Raw genomic sequence first — 13,098 nt, 5'->3', positions numbered from 1 at the left:
TGTAAAATATAAGGTACGAATCAGTAATAAGACAGGAGAAAGGATGGTCATCATGGACTTGACATCCATTCAAGACCCGTCATTTTTAAAAAGGATGTCGGTACCCGAGTTAGAAGCACTCGGCGCAGACATCAGACGGTTTTTGATTGAAAAATTGGCTGAAACGGGAGGGCATTTGGGGCCAAACCTAGGGGTTGTCGAATTGACGCTCGCCTTGCACCGTGTATTTGACAGTCCGAAAGACCAACTCGTATGGGACGTGGGGCATCAAGCATACGTCCACAAAATCTTGACAGGACGGACGAGTCAGTTCGACACGCTCCGTCAATATAACGGGCTATGCGGCTTCCCGAAACGTTGTGAGAGTGATCACGACGTCTGGGAGACGGGACATAGCTCGACCTCCTTATCGGCCGCGATGGGAATCGCCATCGCGAACGAATTGAAGGGACGCTCGAACGACCGGGCGATCGCCATCATCGGGGATGGAGCACTCACAGGCGGGATGGCGCTCGAAGCGCTCAATCATATCGGCGCCGAGAAACAAAATGTGATGGTCATCTTGAACGACAACGAGATGTCCATCGCTCCGAACGTAGGTGCGATGCACAACATGCTCGGCCGGATGCGGTCGTCACGTAAATTGAAGCACGCTCGCGAGGAAGTCGAGGCGCTCATCAAACATATCCCGATTGTCGGCAATTCGCTCGAACGGAGCGGAGAACGTGTGAAGGATATGCTGAAATCAGCGCTCATCCCAGGGACGTTCTTCGAAGAGCTCGGTTTCACGTACTTCGGGCCGACGGACGGTCATGATTTACGCGATCTGCTTGAGACGCTCGAGTATGCCAAGAAAATTGATGGGCCGGTCATCGTCCACGTCATCACAAAAAAAGGCAAGGGTTACCGCCCGGCCGAACTCGACGGTGTCGGTACGTGGCACGGCCTCGGGCCATACAAAATCGAATCGGGTGAAGTCATCAAAGGGAAAGTCAAAGGACCGAGCTATTCGAAGGTCGTTGCTGAGACGATCACAAAAGTCGCTGAGACGGACGAGCGGGTGACACTCATCACGCCAGCGATGAGCGTCGGTTCGAAACTCGATTGTTTTAACAAACAATTCCCAGAGCGCATGTTTGACGTCGGCATCGCCGAACAGCATGCGGTCACATTGGCCGGCGGACAAGCGACACAAGGGCTGAAACCAGTCGTCTCGATTTATTCGACGTTTTTCCAACGCGCCTATGATCAGCTCGTGCACGACATTTGCCGTCAAAACTTGAACGTCGTCTTCACGATCGACCGTTCTGGTCTCGTCGGAGCGGACGGGGAAACGCACCAAGGCGTGTTCGATATCGCCTTTATGCGTCACGTCCCGAACATTCGCATCTTGATGGCGAAAGACGAGGAAGAATTGCAGCATCTCGTCTATTCAGCGCTGAAATATGATGATGGTCCGATTGCCGTTCGGTTCCCGCGTGGCGAAGGGATCGGCACGCCGATGAGCGAGACGCTCCGCGAATTGCCGCTCGACGTCTGGGAGACGGTCGCGGAGGGGACGGATGTCGCCATCTTGACATTCGGCCCACAAGTGCAGGACGCACTCGAAGTCCGTGCTCTCCTCGAAGGGCATGTGAGTGTCCGTGTCATCAACGCTCGAACGATTAAACCGCTCGACGACGCCATGCTCTCCGCTTTATATGCGGAAGGCATCCCGCTCGTCACGTTAGAGGAAGCAGCGCTCGCCGGTGGATTCGGTAGCAGTGTGCTCGAACATGCGAGCGATGCCGGACAGTTCCCGCGTGTGCTCCGACTTGGTATTCCGGACCGCTATATCGAACACGGCGGCGTCAATCAGTTGCTCGAAGAAATTGGGCTCCGTCCGACGCAAATCGCTGACTCGGTTCAGCAGTTCGTTCAAGTGACAAATCGACAGAATGTGTGAGGAACTATGGAAAAACGAAAGAAAACTAGACTAGATGTGCTCATCGTCGACCGCGGCTTAGCGGAGACGAGAGAGAAAGCGAAACGGGCCGTCATGGCCGGTCTCGTTTATAGTGGGACCGAGCGGCTTGATAAGGCGGGGGACAAGGTGTTCGACGACATCCCGCTCGAAGTGAAAGGTCAAGTGTTGCCATATGTCGGACGGGGCGGACTGAAGCTTGAAAAAGCGCTCCAAGTCTTCCCGTTCGACGTGGGTGGCAAAATCGGCATCGATATCGGCTCATCGACAGGCGGATTTACGGATTGTGCGCTCCAAAACGGGGCGACGCAAATGTACGCCGTCGATGTCGGCTATAACCAATTGGCATGGAAGCTACGGAGCGACGACCGCGTCATCGTCATGGAGCGGATGAACTTCCGCCACGCCACTGCGGAACAGTTCCCGCTAGCGCCAGACTTTGCGACGATTGACGTGTCGTTTATCTCACTTCGGCTCATGATCCCGCCGTTGAAGACGATTTTGAAGCCGGACGGGATCGTCATGGCGCTCGTCAAGCCACAATTTGAGGCTGGGAAGGTCGATGTCGGTAAAAAAGGCATTGTCCGGGACCGAGCCATCCATGAACGTGTCGTCGACGATATGGTCCGCCATTTCGCATCGGAAGGGTTTCATGTGGCAGGTCTTGACTTTTCGCCGATCACAGGTGGGGACGGGAACATCGAGTTCTTATTGTTCGCCCGTTTTACCGGCGTCGGCGGAATTGATCCCGGACTCGACGTGAGTGCGGTCATCGATGCCGCCCACGCGCAATTGAAAAAGAACGCTTGAGCTGCAGACGTTTCGTCTGTAGCTTTTTTATGCGCGGATGCGACCGACTCGGGAAATCATCCTGCGAATGCTAGACCTTTTTTCGACAATACTTTAGAATGATACTGAGTATGTGAAACAACAAATGAGGTGTCAGCGAGTATGAATAAAGGACAGCGCTTGATTAAGATTCGAGAAATCGTGACCAATCGTGAAATCGAAACACAAGATGAGCTCGTCGACGAGCTCCATCGCTCCGGATATCCGGTGACACAAGCGACCGTGTCACGAGACATCAAAGAGCTTCATCTCGTGAAAGTGCCGCTCAACGACGGGCGCTATAAGTACAGTCTTCCTGCCGATCAGCGCTTCAACCCGTTCGGCAAGATGAAGCGGATCCTCGGGGACAGTTTCGTCTCGATCGACTCGGCTCAAAACTTGGTCGTCATGAAAGTGTTGCCGGGTAATGCGGATGCGATCGGTGTCTTGATCGACCATTTGTCATGGGATGAATTGATCGGAACGGTGTGCGGGGACGACACGATCTTGATGATCGCTCGTGACGAAGACCAGGCGAAACGAATCATCGAACGACTACTCGGAATGTTATGAGGTGAATTATCGTATGTTAGCAGAACTATCGATCAAACAATTTGCGATCATCGATGAACTGAATATCACGTTCAACCGTGGGATGACCGTATTGACAGGGGAGACTGGGGCCGGGAAATCAATTTTACTCGATGCCATCGGTTTGCTTGTCGGGGGCCGTGGTTCGAGCGAATTCGTCCGCTATGGACAAGACAAGGCGGAGATCGAAGGGCTGTTCAACGTCGAACCGGACCATCCGATCATCGATGCGGCGACCCAATACGGCATCGAAATCGAAGAAGGGACCGTCATTTTGCGCCGCGATTTACATAGCAGCGGGAAAAGCGTCTGTCGTGTCAACGGCAAGATGATGCCGTTGTCGACACTTCGCGAACTTGGACGGCTACTTGTCGATATTCACGGCCAGCATGAGCACCAACATTTGATGGATGCCGAATACCATCTCGGCATTTTGGATAGCTTCGCTGAAACCGAACTCGCTCCGCTTCTCGAGCATTATCGCGCCGCTTACGTCGACTGGAAGAACGTCGCCGATGAGTTGAAACGATTGAGTCAAAGCGAGCAAGAGTTGGCCCAACGCATGGACCTGCTCGCTTTCCAGACGAATGAGATCGAGGCGGCCGAGCTGAAGGTCGGTGAAGAGCAAGCGCTCACCGAGGAACGGAACGAGCTCGCCAATTTCGAACGGATTCATCAACACGTCCGCTTGTCGTATGAGGCGGTCGCGGATGAGGCGAAAGGACTCGACCAAATCGGCATCGCCATGCGTGAGATGGAGGAAGCCTCCGCGCTGTCGACATCGCTCGCGCCGATGGCGGAGACAATCTCAAACGCCTATTTTTTGCTCGAAGACGCAAAGTTCCAATTGCGAGATCAGCTCGATTCGCTCGAATTCGACCCGATTCGGCTCGATGAGATTGAGACGAGGCTCGCCTTGTTCCAACAATTGAAACGAAAATACGGGGCCACAATCGACGAGGTCATCACGTATGGGGAAAAAATCGCTAACGAGTTAAAATCGATGACGAATCGGGAAGAACATCTGCAAGAACTATCAGATCGTCTTGCCCGTCTCGAAGAGAAGGTCCGTATGACAGGAATGGCGTTATCGGCGGCCCGCAAACAAGCAGCGACCGAGCTCGAGAAAGCGATTCAGCGTGAACTGAAGGAATTGTACATGGAGAAGACCCAGTTCGAAGTCCGGTTCAAAGAAGGGCCGTTCAAAGCGGACGGACTCGATCAAGTCGAGTTTTATATGATGACGAACGTTGGCGAACCGTTCAAGCCGCTCGCGAAAGTTGCCTCGGGCGGTGAATTGTCCCGGGTCATGCTCGCTTTGAAGTCAATCTTCTCTCGAACGGTCGGTGTCGCGTCCATCATCTTCGACGAAGTAGATACAGGCGTGTCGGGGCGGGTCGCGCAAGCGATGGGCGAGAAGATTTTCCGTCTATCGGTCGGATCACAAGTGCTCTGCATCACCCACTTGGCCCAAGTGGCCGCTATGGCGGATCAACATTTGTATATCACGAAAATGGAAACAGATGAGCGCACGAAGACGAACGTCTCGACGCTCGGGCATGCTGAACGGGTCGATGAGCTCGGACGGATGATTGCCGGGGCACAGATGACGGATTTGACGAAACGACATGTGGAGGAGCTACTCACTATGTCTCTCCAATTAAAACGGAAGTTTATCGAAGGGGTGTCTTAATTGATCACATTATGCATCGCGGATGACAATCGAGAAATCGTCGATTTGTTGACCCGCCAACTCGAGTCCGAAGACGACTTAACAGTCGTCGGGACCGCCTACGACGGCGAGGCATGCTTAGACGTCGTCAAGACACACCAACCGGATGTACTCCTGCTCGACATCATCATGCCGCATCTGGACGGCATCGGCGTCCTCGAACGGTTACAGACGGAATTGGCGAACGCCAAACCGGAAGTGATCATGCTCAGTGCGTTCGGCAAAGATGAAGTGACGAAGCAGGCCGTTCAACTCGGCGCATCTTACTTTTTGGTCAAGCCGTTCAACATTCAACAATTGATCACGAAAATTCGTGAACTCGCTGCCGGTTCGAGTCGAGAGTTCGAGGCGATGTCGCCAGAAGAACTCGACATTTCACTGTTGTTGCAACAACTTGGGATTTCACCGCGTATCAAAGGATTCAAATACATTCGTCAAGCTGTCGTCTATGTCCGGGAGCGTCAAGAACTGCTCGGATTGATTACGAAGGAACTGTATCCGATGATTGCGAAAGAACATGAGACGACATCTTCCCGTGTGGAACGAGCGATGCGCCATGCCATCAAAACGGCGTGGGAGAACGGGATGCGCGACCACGAAATGTTCGATGGGCGGCCGGAGCGCGAGCGTAGTCCGAAAAATTCCGAGTTTATTTCTTATTTTGTTACGTATCAATCATTTAAACAGCAATGAAATGATCAGGAGGTCTCCTCCTGATTTTCTTTTACTTTGTTAAAGAAAGCGCTTGCAAATCGAGAGGAACTTGTTATAATAAAGGTGTACCAAGTTACTTGGACGAGCGTCAGATGAACGCTTTCTAACATGTTCCGGAACAGGTTAGAGCAAGAAATCATCTCGGACCGCTATCCGTCAATAGCTCAGAGGTGTGAACGACATCTCAAATCGTCATCGTCCCGACGAGAGGTCGCGACGCACGCTCATTTGCGAGGCGATTCCGGCATCAGTTCGAAGCTAGGGACTATGTCCGGGGAAAACGAATCGTTCAGTTGACCAAAAGGAGTGTTGTCAACCGTTGAACAGTTTATGGCAAGCGTTCGACTTCACGATGGATGGTTCGACATGACCCGATGAATATTCGTTAGTAACTAGAATGGGTACATTTCCGTTCACGCAAGACGGCAGTTACTAATTTCTTTCAAACTTCTTCATTAAGAAGACCATTGGACCTCATGTCACAAGATTGTAGCAAGTAGGAGAGGAGATCATCCGTAGTGATCACAATTCAATATGAATAAAAAGGTTCCGCACTTGAAATGAAGTCAAGTTTGGGAACCTTTTTTTGTGTTCAAGAATCTATTCGCGGTACTTTGCCTGTTTTCTTGTCACGATTGAAGATATAACCTGCGACAAAACCAATCCCGCCCATCGCGATTAACAGCCCGAACGTACCTTGGAGCATTGAGGCGGCTGCCACCGACTCGATCCAAGAGAATGGGACGCTCGTTTTGAGGAAGAAGCTGTCGCGAAGTAACTTGATGCCATAGACACCGAGCAGGCCAGGGATGATCAAGATCAGCAGTGCGATCATGCGCATAGGATCTCCTCCTTAACACTCATTATTTTAACAGAAAATACATACGTCGACACGGCCTTTTTTAGGAGGTTGCGAAATCAGTTTAGGTTCAGTAGCATGAATGAAGAAAGGTAAGATGGGGGATGTGAGAATGAATAAACGATTGATGATTGTCGGTGCGGGGAAAGGCGGGACCGAGGTGCTAAAGATGTTGCTCGACTCACCGCTCGTTACGGTCGTCGCCGTCATCGACCCGGAAGCAACGGCCGAAGGTGTGCAACTCGCGCGTAACCACGGCATCAAAACGGCTGGAGATTGGCGGGTGTGTGCCGATAAGCGCCTCGATTTCGTCATTGAGACGACGGGCCGCACTGAGACGTTTGATGAGTTGAAAGAACATTTCGTGGACGCGGTCGTCTTGCCTGGGGAATTTATTCGGATCGTCGTCGAACGCTTGAAGCAGAACCAACAGATGCTTGAGGCGATTATCGACTGTACGAGCGAGGCGATCTCGGTCGCCGACCATAACGGGAACACGATCTTGATCAATCCGTCCTATACACGGCTGACGGGATTTAAAAAAGAAGACGTCGTCGACAAGCCGGCGACAGCGGACATTGGCATGCAGGAGAGCGTCCATTTAAAAGTCCTCTCGACGGGGCAAGGCGTCCGTGACATCCGGATGCAAATCGGTGCGACACGCCGAGATATTCTCGTCAATGCCGAACCGATTATCGTCGAAGGAAAACTGCGCGGTTCGGTCGGCGTCATCCGGGACGTGTCCCAAATCCGGGCGCTCCGGAACGAGTTGCAGGAAGCAAAGACACGGATCCGAAACCTTGAGGCGAAATATCAGTTCGCCGATATCATCGCGACGAGCGAGAAGATGCGATTTGTCATCGAACAGGCTAGGCTCGCCGCCGTCACCCCTGTCACCGTGCTCATCCGAGGTGAGTCGGGAACAGGTAAGGAGTTGTTCGCCCATGCCATCCATGGCGAGTCTCCCCGCAAATATAAAAAGTTCGTCCGTGTCAACTGCGCTGCCATCTCGCCGACGCTCCTCGAGAGCGAATTGTTCGGTTATGAGGATGGAGCATTTAGCGGGGCGAAACGAGGCGGTAAGGTCGGGTATTTCGAAGAGGCTGATGGTGGATCACTTTTCCTTGATGAGATTGGTGAGTTGCCGGTCGATGTCCAGGTCAAATTGCTACGTGTCTTACAGGAGCATGAAATCGTCCGAGTCGGAGGCACGAGTGCGATCCCGGTCGACGTGCGAATCATCGCGGCGACGAACGCCGATCTCGAACTGAAAGTGGCCGATGGAACGTTTCGCGAGGATTTATACTACCGGATTAACCGGATGCCGATTCATATCCCGCCGCTCCGGGACCGGCTCGAGGAAATCGAACCGCTCTGTGAGCGTATCGTCCGCAAGTTGAATCAAGAGTACGGCCGCAGCGTGCGCGGTGTGAACCTAGAGGCGACCGAGCTGTTGAAGAGTCAACACTGGAAAGGCAACGTCCGTGAACTCGAGAACGTGCTTGGTCGGGCGATGATTTATATGGCGAGTGCGGATCAGTGGATCACCCCGCACCATCTCCAACTCTCGACCCGTGTCACTTCGACGCGGCCGGTGGACGCCCTGTCTCTTAACGACGCCGTCGCTCGTTATGAACGGGATTTGATTGAACGGGCAATCGAAGAGGCCGACGGAAATAAGTCGGAAGCGGCACGTCGCTTACACATTTCAATCCGAACGCTGTATAATAAACTTGACCGTATGCAATAAATTGCCTGCACATGTTTTCATACTAAGCAAATAAATGCATGGTAGTCCACTAATTAAAGCGCTTTCAAAGTTGGCATCAAACTTGCATGGTAATAAGAGAAGACAGGCAAGGGGGGACATACATGAATTTTGAACGGATGCTCGAACAAGCGAAACAGCTGCACGGGCGAACCGTCTCGATTGCTGGGGCGGCCGACTTAGAAGTCATCCGCGCTGTCAAGCTCGCGACCGATCACGGATTATCTCGATTTAAACTAATCGGGGATGCCCGAGAAATCAAACGGTTATGTGACGAACAGGGCATCGACGAGGATGCAGTCGACATCATCCACGTCAAGGGCGACAGAGAGATTGCCAAACGGGCGACGCTCGCCGTCAAGACAGGGGAAGCCGATGTGCTCATGAAAGGAATGGTCGCGACATCGACGTTTATGAAAGCTGTGCTCAGCCGCGAGGCGGGACTGAGGACGAACCGAACACTCAGTCATATCGCTCTGTTCCAAATCCCGAATCGAGAACGGCTGATCGGCGTGACCGATGCCGCGATCCACATCGCCCCGACACTCGATGAAAAAGTCGAGATCATTCACAACGCTGTTGCGGCGATGCATGACATTGGTTACGTGTCGCCTAAAGTGGCTGCGATTGGGGCGGTCGAGGTCGTTAACCCGCAGATGACAGCGACACTCGACGCTGCACTGCTCAGTCAGATGAACCGGCGCGGCCAGATCAAAGGCTGTGTCGTCGACGGGCCGCTCGCGCTCGACAATGCCGTCGATATGGTCGCGGCCCAACAAAAAGGCATCGCTAGCGAGGTCGCAGGACAAGCCGATTTATTGCTCGTCCCATACATAGAGGTCGGCAACGTCCTTTATAAGTCGATGATGTATTTTGCCGGAGCGAGCGTGGCGGCCATCGTCGTCGGTGCGGCCGCACCGGTCGTTTTGACAAGCCGGGCCGATACGGCCGAGGCCAAGCTTTACTCACTCGCGTTCGCGCTCTTACATGCCAAAAAATAAACTTATGGAGGAATCATTAATGATGGAAACAAACATGGAACCACGTTTTCGTATTTTCGACGTCTTACAGGCGGAGGACTATGAGCAAATCGTCTTTTGTCAAGACCAGGCATCAGGATTGAAGGCGATTATCGCAATTCATGACACGACGCTTGGACCTGCACTCGGGGGGCTGCGCATGTGGAACTATGCCTCGGAAGAAGAGGCGCTCACGGACGTCCTCCGTCTCGCCAAAGGCATGACGTATAAAAATGCGGCGGCTGGGCTCAATCTCGGGGGCGGCAAGGCCGTCATTATCGGGAATGCGAAGACGGACAAGTCAGAGGCGATGTTCAGAGCGTTCGGTCGTTACGTGCAATCACTAAGTGGCCGTTATATCACGGCAGAGGACGTCAACACGACGGTCGCCGATATGGACTTCATCCACATGGAGACCGATTATGTGACCGGCGTCAGCCCTGCGTTCGGCTCGAGCGGTAACCCGTCTCCAGTGACGGCGTACGGTGTCTATCGTGGCATGAAGGCGGCGGCAAAATGGAAGTTTGGTTCGGACTCGCTCGCCGGCAAGACGGTCGCCGTCCAAGGGGTCGGGAACGTCGCCTACAACTTGTGCCGTCACCTGCATGAAGAAGGGGCACACTTGGTCGTCACCGACATTAACGAAGAAGCGCTCAAACGTGCTGAGACGGACTTCGGAGCGACGGTCGTCAAACCGGACGAAATTTATGCGGTCGATTGTGACATCTTTGCCCCGTGTGCGCTCGGAGCTGTCATCAATGACAAGACGATTCCGATGCTTAAAGCCCAAATCGTGGCTGGTGCTGCGAACAACCAACTCGCCGAGGATCGTCACGGGGACATGCTCGAGGAGCGCGGCATTCTTTACGCGCCAGACTTCGTCATCAACGCGGGCGGTGTCATCAACGTGGCCGACGAGCTCGAAGGCTATAACCGTGAGCGGGCGATGAAGAAAGTCGAACTCATCTATGACAACATGCAGCGCGTCTTCGAGATCGCTGAGCGCGACGGGGTACCGACGCATGTCGCCGCCGAGAAGATGGCAGAGGAGCGGATTCAGATGATGTCGCGCTCGCGCAGCCAGTTCTTGAAAGTCGAAAAGAGTTTGCTCGGTGGGCGCTGAGATGACACGACAGCTCATTCTCGCCATCAACCCGGGTTCGACGTCGACGAAGGTCGGCTTGTTTGACGGAGCGGACGAGATGTTATCTCGTACCGTCCGTCACGAAGCCGACGTCACAGGATTGTCACTTCCGGAGCAACTGCCGCATCGTGAACGTGAAGTGCGGAACTTATTGGCTGAGACGGGCATCGCGGGCGAAGATTTGTCCGCGATCGTCGGTCGCGGCGGCTTGCTCGCCCCGATGACATCGGGGACGTACGCCGTCAACTCGCTCATGCGGGAAGACTTGGCGAGCGGTCGCTTCGGAATGCATGCCTCGAACTTGGGTGGATTACTGGCTTATAAACTCGGTGAATTATTTCAGGTACCGAATTTCATCGTCGATCCAGTCGTCGTCGATGAGCTAGGCCCGCTTGCTCGTGAGACGGGAATACCAGAGATCAATCGTCGCAGCATCTTTCACGCCTTGAATCAAAAGGCGGTCGCGAAACGTTTCGCAGCCGAAAATGGAAGCGATTACAAACAGCTCAACTTGATTATCGCCCATCTCGGAGGAGGTATCACAGTCGGGGCCCACGCCAAAGGGGCCGTCATCGATGTGAACAACGGACTCGACGGCGACGGGCCGCTCGCACCGGAACGGGCCGGCTCGATTCCTGTTGGACAGGTAGTAGAACTATGTTATAGTACCAGGTATAAAGAGTCGGAAATGAAACAGAAAATCGTCGGACGCGGAGGGCTGTTTGCCCACCTCGGAACGTTCGACGCGATCGAGATCGAACAGCGCATGGCAGATGGCGATGAACAGGCCGCTCTTCTTTACGAGACAATGGCATACCGCGTCGCCCAGGAAATCGCCAAACATGGCGCCACGTTACGCGGCGACGTCGACGCGATTCTGTTGACGGGTGGCATCGCCTATTCGACTTGGCTGACCGAGCAAATCAGTGCGCGCGTCGGCTATTTGGCGCCGGTCCACATCTATCCGGGCGAAGATGAGCTGAAGGCACTCGCCGAAGGCGCACTCCGGGCCATTCGACATGAAGAAGCAGTTCGAGAATATGAGGGGGATACACATGGCACGAGAATTTGAGATCGTCGTCATCGGCGGCGGTCCTGGCGGATATGTCGCAGCCATCAAGGCGGCCCAAGCCGGGAAAACTGTCGCAATCGTTGAGGCCGAGAAACTCGGCGGGACATGTCTACATAAAGGCTGCATCCCGACGAAAGCGTTGTTGAAAGCGGCCCACGTCTATCAGACGGCAAAACACGGGAGCACGTACGGTGTTGAGACAGAGGCCGTCACGTTCAACATGGAGCGGGCACAGTCGTTCAAACGCGACTTGGTCGCGGGACTAGAAAAAGGTATTGAGCACTTGATGAAGCAAGGTAAAATCGAGGTGTTTCGCGGAAAGGCATCGATTTTGGGACCTAGTATCTTCTCGCCGCAGCCGGGAACGGTCGCGGTCGAAGACGAATCCGGGGAGTCCGAACTCATCTTGCCGAACCAACTCATCATCGCGACAGGGTCGATTCCGCGCGAACTGCCAGGCCTGCCGTTTGACCATACACGCATCTTGAACTCGGACGACCTGCTTCAGTTTGAGCAGTTGCCAGAATCCATCGCCATCGTCGGCGGTGGGGTCATCGGTGTCGAATGGGCCTCGATGCTTATCGACCTTGATGTTGAGGTCACGCTGATTGAAGTCGGGGAGCGTCTGTTGCCGCTCGAAGACAAGGCGGTGTCACGGGAAGTCGAGCGACTCCTGAAAAAACGGGGCGTCCGTGTGTTGAAAAATGTCACCGTCGACCCGGAGCGTACAGAAGTAGCAACCGATGCTGTCTCGCTCGTGGTCGGCGAAGAGACGATCTCGGTCGAGTGTGTGCTCGTCTCGGTCGGACGGGTCGCCAATACGGAACATCTCGGGTTACAGAACACATCGATTGTCGTCGAGAACGGTGTCATCCAAGTTGATGAACAGTATCGGACGAAAGAACGTCACATCTTCGCCATCGGGGACTGCATCGGCAAGCTCCAGCTCGCCCATGTCGCCTCGGCAGAAGGTGTGAAGGCGGTCGAGACGATTCTCGGTCACGAGCCGACTCCGCTCGATTATGCGTTGATCCCACGTTGCGTGTACGGGGTGCCGGAAGTCGCATCGGTCGGCATGACCGAAGAAGGTGCCAAAGCAGCCGGGCATGAAGTGAAGACGGGCACGTATCGCTTCAACGGCCTCGGCAAGGCCCGCATCGAAGGACAGGCGGACGGATTCGTCAAACTCGTGTCGGACAAGTCAACGGACGACCTGCTCGGTGTGCATATCGTCGGACCAAAAGCGACAGAACTGATCACAGAAGGCGGACTCGCTCTCGTCTTGAACGCCACGGCATGGGAAATGGGCCAACTCGTCCATCCTCACCCGGCGCTGAGCGAAGCGTTCCAAGAAGCGGCACTGGCCGTTGACGGATTACCGATTCACGCCTAAGGAGGAAACAGAATG

11 protein-coding genes are annotated in these 13,098 nt (G+C 54.0%); 10 read left to right on the top strand and 1 reads right to left on the bottom strand.

What is annotated here, in order from left to right:
• Positions 1-52 precede the first annotated feature (52 nt).
• From dxs to spo0A, 5 genes are all read left to right on the top strand, one after another.
• On the top strand, positions 53-1,945 hold the full coding sequence (dxs, locus tag EVJ34_RS05295) for a 1-deoxy-D-xylulose-5-phosphate synthase (RefSeq protein ID WP_201739919.1): 1,893 nt from the start codon (positions 53-55) through the stop codon (positions 1,943-1,945).
• 6 nt (positions 1,946-1,951) lie between these two features.
• Positions 1,952-2,773 carry a TlyA family RNA methyltransferase gene (locus EVJ34_RS05290; RefSeq protein WP_131484906.1) on the top strand — a complete coding sequence of 274 codons (822 nt, stop codon included), beginning with the start codon at positions 1,952-1,954 and terminating at the stop codon, positions 2,771-2,773.
• A 141-nt stretch (positions 2,774-2,914) separates the two neighbouring features.
• Entirely contained in the window at positions 2,915-3,364 is a 450-nt protein-coding gene (gene ahrC, locus EVJ34_RS05285; protein WP_131436591.1) for a transcriptional regulator AhrC/ArgR, read from the top strand.
• Between the two features lie 13 nt (positions 3,365-3,377).
• Positions 3,378-5,075 (top strand): DNA repair protein RecN, encoded by a 1,698-nt coding sequence (recN, locus tag EVJ34_RS05280; protein ID WP_131436589.1) that lies wholly within the window; start codon positions 3,378-3,380, stop codon positions 5,073-5,075.
• The gene (gene spo0A / locus EVJ34_RS05275) at positions 5,076-5,807 is read left to right on the top strand and encodes a sporulation transcription factor Spo0A (RefSeq protein WP_131436587.1); all 732 of its coding nucleotides are present in this window, start codon (positions 5,076-5,078) and stop codon (positions 5,805-5,807) included.
• A gap of 613 nt (positions 5,808-6,420) precedes the next feature.
• Here the strand turns inward: spo0A and EVJ34_RS05270 are convergent.
• On the bottom strand, positions 6,421-6,669 hold the full coding sequence (locus EVJ34_RS05270) for a DUF2627 family protein (RefSeq protein WP_131436585.1): 249 nt from the start codon (positions 6,667-6,669) through the stop codon (positions 6,421-6,423).
• A gap of 130 nt (positions 6,670-6,799) precedes the next feature.
• Here EVJ34_RS05270 and EVJ34_RS05265 point away from each other — a divergent pair, with 130 nt between their 5' ends.
• The 5 genes from EVJ34_RS05265 to lpdA all read left to right on the top strand — a co-directional run bounded on the left by EVJ34_RS05265 (position 6,800) and on the right by lpdA (position 13,083).
• On the top strand, positions 6,800-8,437 hold the full coding sequence (locus EVJ34_RS05265; RefSeq protein WP_131484905.1) for a sigma 54-interacting transcriptional regulator: 1,638 nt from the start codon (positions 6,800-6,802) through the stop codon (positions 8,435-8,437).
• A gap of 122 nt (positions 8,438-8,559) precedes the next feature.
• The gene (gene yqiS / locus EVJ34_RS05260) at positions 8,560-9,456 is read left to right on the top strand and encodes a phosphate butyryltransferase (protein ID WP_131484904.1); all 897 of its coding nucleotides are present in this window, start codon (positions 8,560-8,562) and stop codon (positions 9,454-9,456) included.
• A gap of 19 nt (positions 9,457-9,475) precedes the next feature.
• Entirely contained in the window at positions 9,476-10,597 is a 1,122-nt protein-coding gene (locus tag EVJ34_RS05255) for a Glu/Leu/Phe/Val family dehydrogenase (protein WP_131484903.1), read from the top strand.
• A 1-nt stretch (position 10,598) separates the two neighbouring features.
• A complete protein-coding gene (gene buk / locus EVJ34_RS05250) occupies positions 10,599-11,690 on the top strand; it encodes a butyrate kinase (protein ID WP_131484902.1) in 1,092 nt (363 codons plus the stop codon).
• Positions 11,674-13,083 (top strand): dihydrolipoyl dehydrogenase, encoded by a 1,410-nt coding sequence (gene lpdA / locus EVJ34_RS05245; RefSeq protein WP_131436576.1) that lies wholly within the window; start codon positions 11,674-11,676, stop codon positions 13,081-13,083. The genes buk and lpdA overlap by 17 nt, the downstream gene beginning before the upstream one ends.
• The last annotated feature ends 15 nt before the right edge of the window (positions 13,084-13,098 follow it).

Source organism: Exiguobacterium sp. SL-9, from assembly GCF_004336985.1.
GTDB lineage: Bacteria > Bacillota > Bacilli > Exiguobacteriales > Exiguobacteriaceae > Exiguobacterium.
Note: the sequence above shows the minus strand (reverse complement) of the source record. Positions and strands in the feature narration are given on the sequence as shown.